Annotated in this window: 12 protein-coding genes; all 12 read right to left on the reverse strand. The window is 46.3% G+C overall.

Annotated elements, in window-relative coordinates:
• Positions 1 to 6: 6 nt before the first annotated feature.
• A complete protein-coding gene (locus H8S64_RS14050; RefSeq protein ID WP_255469542.1) occupies positions 7 to 648 on the reverse strand; it encodes a hypothetical protein in 642 nt (213 codons plus the stop codon).
• Entirely contained in the window at positions 636 to 2,231 is a 1,596-nt protein-coding gene (locus H8S64_RS14055) for a RagB/SusD family nutrient uptake outer membrane protein (protein ID WP_186976798.1), read from the reverse strand. Before H8S64_RS14055 ends, H8S64_RS14050 begins: the two co-directional genes overlap by 13 nt.
• Positions 2,232 to 2,241: 10 nt before the next feature.
• Positions 2,242 to 5,799, reverse strand: coding sequence for a SusC/RagA family TonB-linked outer membrane protein (locus H8S64_RS14060; protein WP_255469544.1), 3,558 nt, complete (start codon positions 5,797 to 5,799; stop codon positions 2,242 to 2,244).
• Between the two features lie 75 nt (positions 5,800 to 5,874).
• Complete coding sequence (locus tag H8S64_RS14065) at positions 5,875 to 7,062, reverse strand: FecR family protein (RefSeq protein WP_186976800.1); 1,188 nt, start codon at positions 7,060 to 7,062, stop codon at positions 5,875 to 5,877.
• A gap of 81 nt (positions 7,063 to 7,143) precedes the next feature.
• The gene (locus H8S64_RS14070) at positions 7,144 to 7,704 is read right to left on the reverse strand and encodes an RNA polymerase sigma-70 factor (protein WP_186976802.1); all 561 of its coding nucleotides are present in this window, start codon (positions 7,702 to 7,704) and stop codon (positions 7,144 to 7,146) included.
• A 563-nt stretch (positions 7,705 to 8,267) separates the two neighbouring features.
• Entirely contained in the window at positions 8,268 to 9,242 is a 975-nt protein-coding gene (locus H8S64_RS14075; protein WP_186976804.1) for a phosphatidylinositol-specific phospholipase C, read from the reverse strand.
• 69 nt (positions 9,243 to 9,311) lie between these two features.
• Positions 9,312 to 10,922 (reverse strand): ABC-F family ATP-binding cassette domain-containing protein, encoded by a 1,611-nt coding sequence (locus H8S64_RS14080; RefSeq protein WP_186976806.1) that lies wholly within the window; start codon positions 10,920 to 10,922, stop codon positions 9,312 to 9,314.
• Positions 10,923 to 11,252: 330 nt separating this feature from the next.
• Complete coding sequence (locus H8S64_RS14085; RefSeq protein ID WP_186976808.1) at positions 11,253 to 12,029, reverse strand: Cof-type HAD-IIB family hydrolase; 777 nt, start codon at positions 12,027 to 12,029, stop codon at positions 11,253 to 11,255.
• 102 nt (positions 12,030 to 12,131) lie between these two features.
• Complete coding sequence (locus H8S64_RS14090) at positions 12,132 to 12,548, reverse strand: DUF2721 domain-containing protein (protein ID WP_186976810.1); 417 nt, start codon at positions 12,546 to 12,548, stop codon at positions 12,132 to 12,134.
• Positions 12,549 to 12,552: 4 nt separating this feature from the next.
• Positions 12,553 to 13,395 (reverse strand): patatin-like phospholipase family protein, encoded by an 843-nt coding sequence (locus H8S64_RS14095; protein ID WP_099290588.1) that lies wholly within the window; start codon positions 13,393 to 13,395, stop codon positions 12,553 to 12,555.
• A complete protein-coding gene (gene zwf / locus H8S64_RS14100; protein ID WP_186976812.1) occupies positions 13,392 to 14,894 on the reverse strand; it encodes a glucose-6-phosphate dehydrogenase in 1,503 nt (500 codons plus the stop codon). Before zwf ends, H8S64_RS14095 begins: the two co-directional genes overlap by 4 nt.
• Before the next feature lie 6 nt (positions 14,895 to 14,900).
• Positions 14,901 to 16,376 carry a decarboxylating NADP(+)-dependent phosphogluconate dehydrogenase gene (gene gnd, locus H8S64_RS14105; protein ID WP_186976815.1) on the reverse strand — a complete coding sequence of 492 codons (1,476 nt, stop codon included), beginning with the start codon at positions 16,374 to 16,376 and terminating at the stop codon, positions 14,901 to 14,903.
• Between the last annotated feature and the right edge of the window lie 71 nt (positions 16,377 to 16,447).

The following is a 16,447-nucleotide window of genomic DNA, read 5'->3' on the forward strand; positions in this document are numbered from 1 at the left end:
TTCATTTTAATATATATCCGACACGTTAAAATCATATCCCAGTGCTTGCACTACACCATTGTTCGTCTGAATATCCGAAGAGAATATCAATGCCCGCGACACATTCGTTTCCTCCAGCTTGAAATTCAATCGCACGATACCCACTTCACTGGTATTCATATCCATATAAGGCTCTTGAGTCGTCCACAATATCGCGGTTGTGCCATCCAGCAAAGTATATTCCTTGCCTCCGGTCACCTCGCCCGTTTGGCTATCCCATGTTCCGCGAGGCACGTCTGCCACCATCACTCGTTCCGTGATAATCAACTTGCTTAAAATAGCTTGACACTCATCCCAGTACATACTGTTCACCTGCTTGTATCCCATATCCAACAAATAGGTACGAATCGAATAGTTCGTCAATCCTAAGAAAGTAATTTGCTCGTGTTCCCCTTTCCCCTCGAACAACTCTCTCAACCCTGCACGCTCAATCATCACAATTGTAGAATCCCAATCCCGGGATTGGGTATGCAGGTATTCCCACATGGAACAATCGTGCACCCCATTCGACACACCCCCGTCATCGTAATTCCACTTGGTACACGAAACCAATCCTACCATCACGATGCAAATCGCAATTTTCAATATATTATTCATTATTCTTGCCATTGCCAATAAGTATTTTGAGTCATTAACGTATTCTTTCTAAAAGCATTGGAATGCACTTTCGTGTAAAGAGCGCCATTCTTAACATCCTCGTCGGTCAGCGTACGATAGCCACCCAACAGATATTTCCGGAAATACCCGTTCCGCACAATATCAAAATAATACTGCCCCTCGCCGAACAACTCCCGACGTCTTTCCAAGAACACCTCTTCACGCAAAGCCTCTTTGCTCGTGCTACCGGCATATCCTGCTAATCCTGCACGTTCACGCACGCGGTCCAAATCACTAACAGCCTCATCCGTCATATCCAACTGCACCCGACACTCGGCACGTAATAAAATCAGGTCCGCCAATCTCCAGAACACCCAATCGCAATCAGTCAAGATTGCAGGCATACCCGCGATATCTTCTTTCATTTGTCGAACCATATAACGCCACTTCGCGATATGAGCGTAAGGAGAATACAAGCTATCCTCTTTCGACTCCAAGTCTGTTTCCGACTCTGACTCTGATTCTGACTCCGATTTAGAATAATACTTCAACTCTCCCAATTTATACCAAAACTCTTTTCTTCTCAAATCATTTTCCTCCGGATAGATTTCCTTTACCGTGGTCACTTTTATTCGGGTATACGCGTTCTTACTATTATTCACCAAGTTGGCAATCTCACTTTTATCTTCCGTGAGATAAGGATAAGAAATCAGGAAATGCCCCGGAGCTTCTTTCTGGAACGATTCGTAGTTCCGGTCATAATCTAACGCGTTGTTCGAAATAGCGTAAATAATCTCGTCACTCTTCCGGTTCTTGCCAAGCACGTTCTCTATCAACCCGTTCATACTCTCCAAATCGTAAACTCCGGCTTTCCCGTCCAACACCTCGGAAGCATACCGCTCCGCATCCTCCCAGTATTTCCGTTCCCCGGTCAAACCGCCCATCCAAGCGCAAATATTAGCCAACAAAGTATTTACCGTCCCTAGGCTGGCACATTGTTTCGTGGTTATTGCGGCACCTGTCGCACCTACCAACTTGTCATGCGTGGGCAAAACCAACGCGGCTCTAGCTTCCTTAAGCGCTTCCTGCAAAACCTCCAAAGCGGGACTTTTACCGATAGGGTCAATGGACTCCGAACTCGGCGTGATAGGAGCATCTCCCCAAATCTGAGCCACCCGGAAATAAGCCAATGCCTTGGCAAAATGTATTTGCCCCAACCAAAAATCCGCCCGTTCTTTCGACACATTCTCGAAGCGATGTTGATTCTCTATCATCACGTTTGTCAAATAAATCACGTTATAAAAAGCCGTCCAACTCTGCGTGTTTGAAGTCCCCGTGTATTTAAGCACATCCAATTTGCGATACCCGTCCACGTCGGACTGCACGTCATCCGCATCTATGGAAGAATAAAAATAAGGCTGTCTGCCAAAACAAACATATTTCATCCTGCTTTGCACCATATTATACAAAGCTTCCAATTCACTCTCGCTCTTGAAATAATTCACAAAAGTAACCGAATCCTCCGGCTCAACCGTCAACCAATCATTACAAGAGAACAAGGGAATAAACAAAAAAAGTATCAATATCTTTTTCATGCTCTACATTTTAAAAATTAACAGTCAATCCGATTGTAAACTTCCGCGGCAAAGGATAAGAACGCAAATTATCCGTCCCGGAAGTAATATCTATCAACTCGGGGTCAATACCGGAATAATTCGTCAACAGGAATAAATTCTCCGCCGTCATAAAAGCCCGGATTCCACTTAAACCTATCTTTTTACAAACACCTTCTCCAAAATTATATCCTAAAGTCAACTGCTTCAAACGCACGAAATGCACCGTTTCGATATCCTCGTCATATATTCCCACGTACTGGTTTTCCAAGTACATATACTTCTGTGCTTTCGGATAATCGGCTTTCGAACCGGTACCCGTCCATGGTTTCAAATCTTTAAGACTCACGAACAGCGGACCACTCTCCTCCCTCGGGGCCAAACAGTAGTCATCATAAACAGCCACTGCATGACGACCTATCGAATAGTTGAACATGATATTCAAATCAAGATTCTTCCAACGAATTTCATTTATAAAACCACCATGTCCTTTCGGGAGAGGGCTTGCGGCATAGTACCTGTCATCAAAACTAATCTTTCCATCCCCGTTCAAATCTTCGATACGGCGAGCCCCCGGGAAAAACACAGCATACGTGTTCACTCCCGACCACAAGGGTTGTTTCTCTCCTTGAGCGTTATAAATAAAAGGGACCTCATCCATGCTATCATAAAAACCGGAAGTCTTGTATGCCAAAATCTGATTCAAGGGTTTACCTATCACTTGGCTACCGTAATCATAACCGTCCGTACTCTTCTCGAAACGATTCCAGTTTCTCGAGAAATTAAATTTCATTCTCCACTTCACCGCGGTTTCACGCAAAATATCCGCCTCCAGTTCAATTTCTATACCTTGATTGGATATCGCCATAGCGTTCTGCCACTGGAAGGTATGGAAATACACATCTCCCGGCAAATCCCATTTACTCAAACGCCCGGTCGTGTACCTATAATAGTAATCGAGATTCATCTTCAAACGATAGTCCAAGAAACTCAAGTCCAAACCGACATCATACTGGTCCGTTTCCTCCCAACTCAACCTCCTGTTAATCACACCACCACTCTTATTTGGTGCCATTCCCGAGTTTCCCAAGAACATTCCGCTGGCAGAAAACACGCCTTGAGCCAGATAACGTTGCCCGAATTTCTGACCGGAAGTACCCCAACTGGCACGGATTTTACCGAAACTCAACCAGTAAAAACGTTTCATGAAATCTTCATCCGTGAAAATCCACCCCACGGCAACCGATGGGAAAGTAGCCCAACGCACCTTCTCCCCGAAAACGGAAGAACCATCCCGACGAACCGTGGCTTCAAGCATATACTTATCTCTGAAATTGTAAGTCAAACGCCCGAAATAACTGCACATCCGCTCCTCCGAGAATCCGGACGAATAATTAAACGCGGAAGCGTACGACTCCAACTCACTACCCGGGGCAATTTGGTTTATGCCATTCGAGCCTCCCCAACCTTCACCCACGTATTGAATTTTATCATTCGGACCATTAATACCCTCTCCTCCATTCGAATAACTCTGGTCTTTCTGGAAAGACAATCCCAACATGACATCGAAATTATGCTTCTCCAAGTAATTGAAACTATACGTCAACAAATTCTCGTTCAGTATCGACAAATCCCGGGTAATCGTCCCCTTCGAAGTTGAAAAACGATAAGCCGCATTCGTGTTCGGGTCCAACGTACTCGGTTTGAACACATTCTGGTTCTGTTGGTTATAATCGATACCCGCTGACACTTTCAAATGCAAATCACGAATCAACTCGTAATCAAGCACCATATTGTAACGCAACGAATAACTTTGGTTCTTCTCGGAAGTCTGGTTCAAATTCTTCAACATGGCTTCCCCAAAAGCCCCGCTACCGGGCAACAACGTGGGTGTCTCCGTGGGGTCGGAAGTAATTTCCTCGAACTTACCGGCTCCCGACCCGGCATTACTACCCCGGCTACGGTCACTATAGGCGAGTCCCAACTGAGAATCCAACCGTAAACGCTTCGCCGGTTGAGCGGATAAATTAGATAGAACGGTAAAGCGAGTAAAACCCGTGTTCGGCATGATACCTTCCTCGTCATAATACCCGGCACCCACCATGTAACGCGTGGTTCCCGTTCCTCCTGATGCCTGCAAGTTAGCGTTAATCACCTTTGCCGTCTGGTAATTCTGCCTATACCAATTCGTCGAGTTATTATAAAACGGGTTCAAACTATCCTGTAATATCAAGGCATTCTGAGGTCCGTTGGCACCACTCCAGAACCAATCATAAACCGGACCATGGTCATAACGATTATTATACACCTCCTCGTAAGAAGTGGGTAGTTTCCATTCCCCGCTCTCCGTCTTGTAAGGAGCAACCGTGTTAACCCAAGCATTCAAGTGATACATCCGCTCGTAACGTCCCCCCACCTGCTTCGGTGCCACGGGCAACCAAGAAGCCGAATAAGAAACGTTTGCCGTGAAACGGGCTTTACCGCTCTGTCCTTTCTTCGTGGTAATCAAAATCACACCGTTACCGGCACGCGAACCGTAAATCGCAGCAGACGCAGCGTCTTTCAACACCTCGACAGACTCAATCATCGAAGGGTCCAGATTCGACAACGCGTTGGCACCCGTCACCGGGGAAGTAAACGCCTGCATCGGGATTCCATCCACCACGTACAAAGGCGTACCATACGAACGGTCCTGCCCCTCGCCTTCAACAAACAAAGAGTTGTAACCGCGAATGGCAACCACGGTACCACCGCCACCGGGAGAACCGGAAATATTATTAATCTCAACTCCCGCCATATGTCCTTGGAGCAAATTTTCCAGACTATGCGTCGGCATCTCTTGCAAATCCTCCCCTTTCACCGAAGAAATTGCACTGATGACATTCCTCTTCCGCTGTGAACCGTAGGCAATCACTTGCACCTCGTCCAAGCCCGATATATCCTCCTGCATCTTCACCGTCAACGGCTTCCCATCCGTGTAAGCCACCCGCTGTGACTTGAAACCGATGAAAGAAAAACACAAATAACCTTTCTCCTTCGGCAAAGGCAACACGAATCCCCCGGCAGTATCCGTCACCGTTCCAATCCGGGTACTATCCAGCAAAACCGTTACCCCCGGCAAAGGTTGATTCTGGTTGTCAAGCACCTTTCCCTTGATAAGATACGTCTTTTTCTTCTCCTCGTCCTTTGCCTTCTCCCTGAAAAGAATAATAGTCTTATCCAGAATCCGGTACCCGAATCCCGTACCCTTCAAACAGGCTTCCAACACCTCATCTATCGTGGCATCCTTCAAATCCAAAGAGATATTCGCTATCTTTTCTACCGCGACATCATCAAAGAAAAAGCTATACTCGGATTGAGCCCGAATATCATTCATCACGCTCTTCAAAGAAGCGTCGGAACACGTCACGCTCAATCTTACCGTCTGCGAATAAGTGCGAGCAGACACCTGCATCACCCCTATAAAGGCCAAGATAAAAAATAACTTCATAATTCTCCATTCTTTTCGCCATCTACCATGATGATGGCAATTTTCAATTGTTTTTTTCATACATTTGTACTGTTGTAAAATAAAACTTAATAACAATCTCTAGACCTTTGGTGTTGGCGCACCAAGGGTCTAATTTTATCGCAATCGAATAGACACTGTCCGTTCGTTCACTTCAAATTCCACACGTTCATTATTCTCGATAATCTCGAGTATCGCCCCGAAATCCTCGCTCTTGTTCAAATCCCCCGTGAAACGAATATCCTTCGCCCCCGGATGAACGTAAAACACGTGCAAATCATACCAACGGGCCAAAACATGGAACAAATCCTCCAAACGGGCATCCTCGAAAACAAAACGCCCGTCTTTCCACGCGGAATACAAATACGTATCCACCGCGTGCTTCGACAACTCTCCCGACTCCTTATCCAAAGTCCCCTGTTCCCCGGGTTCCAGACGAACTTCCTGCTTTGATTTCTGGGATACCATGATAACCGACCCGCTTTCCAACGTGGTCGTAACACCATCCTCGTCGGGATAAGCCCTGAAATTAAACGAGGTACCGAGCACCCTCACGTCTGCCTGAGCGGCTCTCACCACGAAAGGACGCTTCTCGTCCTTCTTCACGTTAAAATAAGCTTCCCCCTCCACGTACACGACTCTTTTATCCCCCACGAACTCCACCGGATAGCGAATCTCCGTTTCCGCGTTCAACCAAACGGTAGACCCGTCAGACAAGGTCAAGAAATACTCTCCCCCTCTCGGAATCCGAAGCGTGTTAAACAACACCTTCTTCTCCCTCTTCTCCTCACCGTCATTACGATTCGTGTAAGATATATTATTCCCCTCCACGGTCACGTGTATATCCCCTTGCATTTTCAACGCGCTAAAATTACTATCGGACAAAACCACTTGCTCTCCCCCTGCCAACGTCAAGATAGCATTCTTTGAAACAGCCACCCCGTATTGGGCTACCGGACGCTCGCCCTTCTCGTGTCCCGCGCTGATATATAACCAAATCGCCACCCCGAACAACAACACGAACACGGCAGCGTACCGTGCGAACCATTGCACCCTCCGGCGTCTTTGCGACCTCGCCCGGGAAGCCATAAACTTCTTGCAATCACCTTGCCAATCCACTTGCTGATACTCCGCGCTCTTTCTTTCCAACGCCCCGGCTGTCCTAAACCCCTCGTATTTCTCCCGGTTAGCTGCCGAAACAGCCAACCACTCGTCCAACTCTCTCTGTTCATCGGCACTCAATGTCCCTTCCAACGAGCGGGCTATCACATCCGCCAACCGAAATATATCTTTTTCTTTTTTCATATCAAATTCTACATTACATAAGCAATGACCCCCATCTTTAAAAAAAGGGGGTATTAAACCGACAATTTTTTTCGGAAAAAATCAGATATAAAACAAAAAGGTCAGCCCTGCCGCGGGAACAACATGTTTCAAACGCTCGTAAAGCATCTTTTTACCCGCTTTCTTATACGACTTCACGGTTTCCACCTGAAGCGACAGAATATCAGCAATCTCTTGATTGCTTTTATTCTCCAATACCAACAAAAACACTTTACGACACTGCTCGGGAAGCTCAGAAATCGCTTTCATCAAATGATGATACACTTCTTCCTCCAAAATACCATTCAAATAATACTCCTCGCTCCCGTGCAACACATCCTCTGCATACTTTTTCTTCACCTCTTCATGGCGAAGATACTTTAAACAACGATTTCTCGTCGCTTGATATAAATAAGCTTTCAGATTATCTATCGAGGCAAATTTCTCCTTCGCCTCAATCAAAACCGTGAAAACCTCCTGCACGATATCCTTACTCGCGTCCAAATCGTCCACGTAACCTTTCCCGAACAATACAAGCGGGGTGTAATACTGTTCGAACAACAACTTGATAGCGTCATCGTCATAACGCTGCAAAGCATTTATGGACAAATCCTCTCCCTCCACGGTTACCTAATTATTTTTTTGAGAAGCTAAAAATACGTTCTATCCGCAAATCTCCAAAATTTTCCACACAATTTCTATCTATCAACGCATATTTATCCTGAAAAAAATCAAAACACCCCTAGAAAACCTATAAAGACCATCAAGGGCACTTTCGCACACGCTCTCCCCTGAAGGTCATGTGCGAAAAAGCAAGAGTATACAATGTAAACAAATGGAATACAGACATGAAACAAATATTAAACCCATATCAATACCGTATTACTCCCGTATAAAACACAATAGATTCCCTGTAAGTTCGCTGTAGAAACGCTGTACATGTACAGCGTTTCTACAGCGAACTTACAGGGAATCTACAACATTTTTTGTACTATTAAACCGGAAGTGATATGTTAGTAAACATGAATTAATGTATTACCGCAGTAGTTCCTCTCCGGAACTTTGGTTATACAAAACAAAAATTGCGCGAAATAGCCATTACGGTATCCCGTAAACCTAAATCGCACAATTTTAAAAGCGAGTCACCGCAGCATCACCGCTTTCCAAAGATTCGTGAGTTCGCCCTACTATTTTGAAACTTTAAAATTACTATTTATAACAGCCTGCACCAGTTGACGCCCTTCCGTTTTCCCGGCATAATCCATCAGCACGAATCCGCATTTCCCTTTTCCTAAAGCCCCGATAGCATCCGCTACAGGTTGATTCACTTTATCGGCGAAAGCCTCCGGCGTGGCGGTAAGTCCTTTCGTGGCACTAACGAATGTTATATACCAATCCGTGTCGGCACTTGTCCGGGCTTGCCGTACATTCGCCATCACCGCGTCCACCTTCTTTTGAGAATCTTTCAACGCGTAGGATTCATACTCGTCCTCCACGACACATGTTGCTATTCTATCTCCGTTTCCCCAGATTTTCGTTTCAAAGGTTGCACTATTTTTCCATCCACCGGGAGCAAACTCACCCCCGACATATCTTTCTTTCCGCAAATTATAACGATGCAGAAACAAAATTTTCCCCCGACATTCCCCAAGCGTCAGGTTTGCCTTGAAATCCTCCACGACAAAGGGACGCATAGCATCACTATTCAGTACACGCCATACCTCATCAACATAAACCTCCGTGTTTTTGCAATTTTCATCTTTCAAACTTACAACCAGTGTTTCCGTCGGGTATTTCTCGAGATACCGGCGAAACACGGGTAACACGTCATTCTCGAAAGACAAGCCGAAAGATACTATGCCATGTTGAATTTCCAATCCCTCTTTCGCGTCCTTCAACCGAATATCAAAACAGCGAACTCCCAACCCCAATTGTTCTTCCAAAGTTAAATCTTGAGCGTTAGCCATTCCTAAAATAGAACCTTTCGCCCCACTGTCATGCGTCCCGGGAATGGACAACATGCTCAACAAGCACTCGTCTTCAAGACTTCCCATCCAAGTATAAGTATCCAAAGATGATTCCGGAACTTGCTCAATCTTATCATCTTTACTCCCCGAACAACACACGCACAAATACAATATCCATAAAACACATGCTCTCATTTGCCAAATCCATTTTAATATCCACTCTCTATTACCAAACAATAATCGCAAATATAGGGAAATTAACTTTTAACACAAATCTCTCGAAGATAAATCAATACAACGTTCCACCCCTATCTCCTCCATAAAACGCCGGTCGTGCGACACGACAATCACGGTACCCCGGTAATCCCGAATCGTAGAAGTCATGATTTCAATATTCTGAATATCCAGATTATTCGTGGGTTCGTCCAACACGAACACATCGGGCGTATTATTACTTATCATCAGACAACAAAAAATCAATCTCATCCGTTCACCTCCACTCAATTGCTCGCAAGGTTTATCCCATACCTCGGCAGGGAATAAAAAGCGATTAAGTCGCATTTTCAATTCATGCTCCGGCAGATTGTTCACGTTGTAATATTCCGCCTGCCCGTAAACAGTAAGATTATCCCGTAGCATGGAATACTCTTGGTCAAGATAGACATACTTGAAATCAGCCCGTATCAGTTCACCACGTGTCGGTTCTAATTTTCCCAACAGCATACGCAATAAAGTAGTTTTCCCCGAACCGTTTCGTCCACTCAAAGCGATTCGTTCCCCGCTCTTAATTTGAAAATGAAGAGGATGCGCCCACAACATTTCCGTCGAGTATCCAAAATTAATATCCCGTGCCGTAAGCAAAATCTTGCCCTCGTGCAACACGGACGGGTTAAAATTCACTTTCATCCGTCCCGGCTCAGATAGTGCCGCACGACTTTCCGAAAGACTGTCGGCGATAGAGCCTATCTTCTCCGCGTGCACGTCCTTCAACTTGGACGAACTACTTTCCGCCCTGTTTTTCAATGTATTCATCATGATACGGGGAGTCCCTTTCCGCGAACTCAGTTTCTCACCCCGCGCCTCTCTCTTTTGCTGACGCTCTGCTGCCTCCCGTGCTATCTTCTTTGCCAGACGCAACTCTTTCTGTTGGTCTTCAACACGTTCCTGCAAAGCATGAATATTAATCTCTTTCCGTTCTTGGTAAAAATCATAATTCCCGCCATAAACAGTTACTCCTCTCCCGCTCAACTCCAACGTCTGGTGAAGCAAATTCAATAAAGTCCTGTCGTGACTCACTACCAAGACCGTGGCATTCCCCCGACAAATCGTTTCATACAACTTCTCCCTACTCCAATGGTCTAAATGGTTCGTCGGTTCATCCAGCAACACGACAGAAGGGGTATGGATATCAAGTCCAGCAAGAAAGACACGGGTTTTCTCCCCACCGCTCAACAACGCCATACACGTGGTTAGCTCCACGTGTTGCAACTCCCAACCGTCCAGCGCTGCCCGACACTTCTCCTCTATCTGCCAATCGTCATCAAGTTCGGAGAAATACTCTGCATCAACCTCACCTCTTAAAATAGCATGCAGGGCGTTTATTTTTCTCTCCACCCGCAATGCACCCGCTACCGTCAGGGAATCATATTGTCCCAAGTGCTGCGGGATGTAATAAGGTGCGGCATCACAGACAATCTCTCCCCCCGAAGGTTGTAGTTGTCCCGCTATAATCTTCAGAAGCGTGGATTTACCAGAACCGTTATTTCCTACCAACGCCACTTTTTCTCCCGCGTCAACCGTGAAACTGATATTTTGAAACAATGGCTCTCTATCCTGATGAATATAAGTTATTTGTTTTACTATTATATCACTCATAAATCAATGTTTAGAAATTAATCACTCGAAGAGATCGGAGCGATGCACCCATGCGTTTGTAAAGTTCATAAAGAATCTTGTAAGGATGCGTACTTTACAAACCTCATAAACTTTACAAACTCTTATAGATTAAGGGACATGATCTCTAAATTAAAAGTCGGCACTCGATGACCTCTGAACGGTCATACCGGCACATGAAACAATTGATAAAACCCGATGCTCCATTCGGAGATTTTCATATCGGTTTTTATAACCGACTTAATTATTTAGACATCTTCATTGGTGTATTTTTTTAGTTTCTAAGCACAAAAGTAAGGATTTTATTCGGATTTACAACACCCCGAAATGACGTAAAGCATTTATCACGCCATCCTCGTCCACGGAAGAGGTCACGTAATCGGCAACTTTCTTCACTTCATCCCCGGCATTTCCCATTGCCACGCCGATTCCCGCGTGCTGTAACATGGAAATATCATTCCCCCCGTCACCGAAAGCCATTGTTTCATCCAAAGCAATTCCAAAATGTTCCAGCATCTTGTCAATCCCGACACTCTTACTGCTGCCCCGGGGAATAACATCGGTAAAAAGCGGGTTCCACCGAGTGGCCTCACTGCGGGGCATAACCTCCATGATTGCTCTTTCCTGTTCTTTCGTGAAAAATGCAACCAATTGAAACGTTTCTCCCTTACTCGCTTCCCGCAAAGGAGCGACCGGGGGTTCCGGAAAATCCAGCATTTGAAAGACTTCATGGCTCTGTTCGTTGTGGTAGTTCAAATACAGTGTATGCTCGTGAACAAAGATACAAGGAAACTCATTCTCCTTCTCCATGTATTGCACGAGCGAGGCAATATCCTCTTCGGGAATACTGTGCTTGTAAATCACCTGCTCTTTCCCCGCGAGGCAATATCCCCCGTTCAAAGTAATATACCCGTCAAACACCAGCGAACCCAAGTTATTTATAGAAAGCAAATGTCTTCCGCTAGCGATAAAAACCAAAATGCCTTTCTCCCGCAAGGCAAGTATCGCTCTCTCCGCAGACTCCGGTATCCGGTGAGTTTCAAAACTCACTAAAGTCCCGTCAATATCAAAAAAAATTGCTTTTACCATCTCCTTATTATTTCGCCACAAAAGTAAAGAATAAATCGTACCGGAAAAATTGCTCTATATCAAAAAACATTTCCGACGACATTCCCCGTAAACATCAGGTAATTATCGGCGTGGATGTTCCTTTTCTTCCGGCAGTACATTATCCAACCTGTATTCCAACGCCTTCACGGAAATAAGTATCTCCTTCACGGATATTCCCAAAGAAATTACCAGCAGCAACAAAGCCAGCACGAAAGTATAAACCGCCACGGTCTGCAACCCGATATAGATAAAAAGGGTACATATCACGCAAAGCAGCAAACTCATTACCCCGTATATCTGCATCGACCTTGCCATATAAAGTCGCTTTTTCAGATTATCAATCTGCAATTTAGTCATCGCATTCGGACGACTTTCATGTTCCCCTTTCAAATTCCGTATCACTTGGGCATAAGCCAGAAAACGGTTCGTGTACGCCAACATAATCAACGAAATGGCGGAAAATAATATCGAAGGGGTTGTCAACGTCAATTCTTCCATAACATCACAAATAACTGCTTAATACCTGTTTGGCACATTCATATCCTTGATTGTACAAATCCGTCAGTTTCAACACGTCCCGTTCTATCCGGTCGACCTCAAGCGGTCGCTCCGGTCGGATGATAATCACCTGTCCTTCCTCTTCCAGTTGCTCCACGTAGTCGAGGGTTTCATTATAATGCTTATTCTTCACCCTCAAGCTCTCCCGCAAAGCCGGGTAACGGCGGTACATAAACCACGGGATAGACTTATCCGTCACCTCTTTCCGGTAACCTTTATTACGTGTCAACACAACCACGTTCCGAGAAAAACCATCGGCAATCGCTCTACGGATGGGTATCGCGTCACTAATTCCCCCGTCGAGCATAGGCACCCCGTCCACGTAAGATTTCGGGCACACGAAAGGCAAACTGCATGATGCCCGACAGATATTCAACAAACGTACCCTATCGTTCTTCTCCTCGAAATAATTCGCTTCGCCCGTCCGGCAATTACTCGTGACCATGACGAAACGCCCCGGTGAAGCAAAATAAGTGTCGTAATCGTAAGGAATAATACGAGTCGGGAAATCATTGAAAATCAAATCGAAATCCATGATACTCCGTTTCGTGAACAAATATTTCACCCCGATGTACCGGTACTTGTCCAACAAATCGATATTACAGATTTTCGCCCTCCCCCGTTGCCGGGAAGCATACGACAAACCGTTGCACGCCCCGGCTGAAACACCTATCGTGTAAGGGAAGTACATCCCGTTATCCATCAGCCAATCCAACACCCCGGCTGTGAAGACACCTCTCATGCCACCGCCTTCCAACACCAATCCCGTACGTTCATCTATCATCATAACCAACAAACATTTTTCTCTTCTTTCGACACGGGCGGCAATACGTCCCACACTCCGGTTAAATCAGGTCCCTCGCTCCCTGCCGCGTAACACAACAAATCTTTCCCCGGATGTTCCCGCCAATAACTCTCGATAGGGTCAATAAAACGCCAGCTTGCCTCCAAAGCATCATTCCGGGTATAAAGCATGGAATCCCCCTGCATGGCATCCAGCAACAAGCGCTCGTAAGCCCCCGGCAAATAATTATTGCAAAGCGATGCGTACAGGAAATCCATACCCACCTGCTGCACCTTGAATCCGCCTCCCGGCATCTTCAACCCGAATTTCAGCATCACCCCCTCGTCCGGCGTCATCCGGATAATCAACTGGTTGCAGGACGTCCCTTGACATTGCCCCTCGAACAACTTGTGCGGGGTAGATTTGAAATGGATTACCACGCCCGAACGTTTATCCTTCAAACGCTTTCCCGTGTAAATATAGAAAGGCACGTTACTCCATCGCCAATTATCAATAAATACTTTCAAGGCAACATACGTCTCCGTGTCCGAATCAAGGGCTACATCCTTCTCCTGCAGATATCCCGGCACGGTTTGCCCCTTCACTTCTCCCCCCTCGTACTGCGCCCGGATGACATTACGGGCAATATCTTCACCCGTCCATAGCCGCAGGGAACGCAATACTTTTGCCGTTTCGTCGCGTATCACCTCCGGTTCCATCGTCGCCGGTGATTCCATCGCCACGAATGCCAGCAACTGCATCAAGTGATTTTGCACCATATCCCGTAGCGCACCCGCCGTCTCGTAATATTTCCCCCGCTTCTCGATTCCAAGAGATTCCAAGGCGTATATCTCCACGTAATCAATATAATTCCGGTTCCACATCGACTCGAATATCTGGTTAGCGAACCGCAACACCAAAATATTCTGCACCGTTTCCTTCCCCAAGAAATGGTCGATTCGGTAAATCTCGTTCTCGCGGAATACTTCCAGCAAAGAATTATTCAACGTTCGGGCGGTTTCCAAGTTAATTCCGAAAGGTTTCTCCACCACGATACGATGCCAACCGCCTTTTTCTTTCACCCGGAACAAACAACTCCGCCCCAAATATTTCGTTATCGCCTGTTGAGAAGTCGGCGGAGTCGCCAGATAATACACGACCTTCATGGGTATCGCATTCTCCTCCATGAGAAACATCACCCGCTCACCCAACTCGTCCGCCCCATTCTCCGGGTCGAACGGCTGGTAATACACTTTTCGCATGAAACTATCGACCTCCTCACCCTTCAAATTATTCTCCCCTTTCAACTCCTGCAGCATCACGCGTATAGACAAGCGGAACTCATCGTCGCTCATCGGGGTTCGCGATGTCCCCAAAATAACAAAACGCTCCGGTAACATTTGTCGCGCGTGGAGCTCGTATAGCGATGGCATCAGCATACGTTTAGTCAAATCGCCCGATGCCCCGAAAATTACCAATACTTGATCCTCCGGTCTGTTCATATTCTTTTACACGTTATAAGTACCTGAAACTGTTTTTCCGCCCTCCCCTGTCCAGTCCGTGTGGAAGAAGCGCCCTCTCTCCGTGTCTGTCCGCTCGTAAGTATGCGCCCCGAAATAATCCCGTTGTGCCTGAATCATATTCGCGGAAGAATCCAACGTGCGCAAATTATCGAAATAACTCAACGCCGCGAAGAAACAGGGAGCAGCTATCCCGTTGAACACGCAATCCACGATAACTCCCCGCAAGGCGGAAAGTGCATCCTCCATCTTCTCGTGAAAAAAGGCGTCAAACAAAAGATTCTCCAAAGAACTGTTTTTATGGAATGCCCGCGTGATCCGCTCGAGGAACACGGAACGAATAATACAGCCCTTACGCCATATCTTGGCTATCGTTCCCAAATCCAAGTTCCACCCGTAACGTTCGGAAGCCCTGCGCATCAAGGAAAAGCCCTGCGCGTAAGAAATCAGCTTCGCCGCGTACAACGCGTCCCTCACCGCTTCTATTCCCTCGTGATTCAAGGGGATATTCGTCTTCATATCACCCACTTTACCGGAAGGATATTGCTTGGAAGCCCGTTCCCGTTCCTCCACCAATGCCGACATGAAACGGGCGAACACGGCTTCGGAAACCAACGTCAGGGGATCACCTTCATCCAGCGAGGCGATGACACTCCATTTCCCCGTTCCCTTCTGTCCGGCGACATCCAGTATATGATCCAGAAGATAATCCCCGTTCTCCTCTTTATAGCGCAGGATACGAGAGGTAATCTCTATCAAAAAACTATTCAATTCTCCCCGGTTCCATTGCTCGAACACGTCGCCCAACCCGTCATTATCCAACCCGGTCCTCCTCTTCAATATGGAATATGTCTCGGCAATCAACTGCATATCCCCGTATTCGATACCGTTGTGAACCATCTTCACGTAATGTCCGGCACCCCCCGCCCCTATCCATTCGCAACAAGGCGAACCGTCATCCAGTTTCGCGGCAATCGACTGAAGTATATCTTTCACGAGCGGCCAAGCCATTTCAGACCCTCCCGGCATGATAGAAGGCCCGTGTAAAGCACCTTCCTCACCACCGGAAATGCCTGCCCCGATAAAGTAAAATCCCTTCTCTTCCAACATCTTCACCCGGCGTTCCGTGTCGTGATAATCGGAGTTTCCCCCGTCAATAATCACGTCCCCGGGAGAAAGCCACGGCACAAGCTGCCCGAGCAATTCGTCCACGGGATCGCCCGCCTTGACCATTAACATGATCTTCCGAGGCAGACGCACCGATTCCACAAATTCCTCTATCGTGTAGGTCCCATGAAAGCGTTTCCCTCTCCCCCGTCCCTCGATAAAACGAGTCACGACGCTCTCCCGGTCAGGATGTACCCGGTTATAAACAGAAACCGTGTAACCTTTATCTTCCAAGTTTAACGCAAGATTTTCACCCATCACCGCCAAACCTATCAATCCTATATCTGATACCTGCATAATAATTTGTAATTTTATTCGTAACTACGTTTTACGATATTTCTTATCGTTTTGTTCTCGTTCACACTATT

The organism is Butyricimonas hominis, assembly GCF_014287455.1.
Taxonomy (GTDB): Bacteria; Bacteroidota; Bacteroidia; order Bacteroidales; family Marinifilaceae; genus Butyricimonas; species Butyricimonas muris.

Excerpts from the sequence above, each read along its gene's own strand:
- H8S64_RS14050 (WP_255469542.1), bottom strand. The coding sequence starts at position 648 with ATGGCAAGAATAATGAATAATATATTGAAAATTGCGATTTGCATCGTG.
- H8S64_RS14055 (WP_186976798.1), bottom strand. The coding sequence starts at position 2,231 with ATGAAAAAGATATTGATACTTTTTTTGTTTATTCCCTTGTTCTCTTGT.
- H8S64_RS14060 (WP_255469544.1), bottom strand. The coding sequence starts at position 5,799 with ATGAAAAAAACAATTGAAAATTGCCATCATCATGGTAGATGGCGAAAA.
- H8S64_RS14065 (WP_186976800.1), bottom strand. The coding sequence starts at position 7,062 with ATGAAAAAAGAAAAAGATATATTTCGGTTGGCGGATGTGATAGCCCGC.
- H8S64_RS14075 (WP_186976804.1), bottom strand. The coding sequence starts at position 9,242 with ATGAGAGCATGTGTTTTATGGATATTGTATTTGTGCGTGTGTTGTTCG.
- H8S64_RS14080 (WP_186976806.1), bottom strand. The coding sequence starts at position 10,922 with ATGAGTGATATAATAGTAAAACAAATAACTTATATTCATCAGGATAGA.
- H8S64_RS14085 (WP_186976808.1), bottom strand. The coding sequence starts at position 12,029 with ATGGTAAAAGCAATTTTTTTTGATATTGACGGGACTTTAGTGAGTTTT.
- H8S64_RS14090 (WP_186976810.1), bottom strand. The coding sequence starts at position 12,548 with ATGGAAGAATTGACGTTGACAACCCCTTCGATATTATTTTCCGCCATT.
- H8S64_RS14095 (WP_099290588.1), bottom strand. The coding sequence starts at position 13,395 with ATGATGATAGATGAACGTACGGGATTGGTGTTGGAAGGCGGTGGCATG.
- zwf (WP_186976812.1), bottom strand. The coding sequence starts at position 14,894 with ATGAACAGACCGGAGGATCAAGTATTGGTAATTTTCGGGGCATCGGGC.
- gnd (WP_186976815.1), bottom strand. The coding sequence starts at position 16,376 with ATGCAGGTATCAGATATAGGATTGATAGGTTTGGCGGTGATGGGTGAA.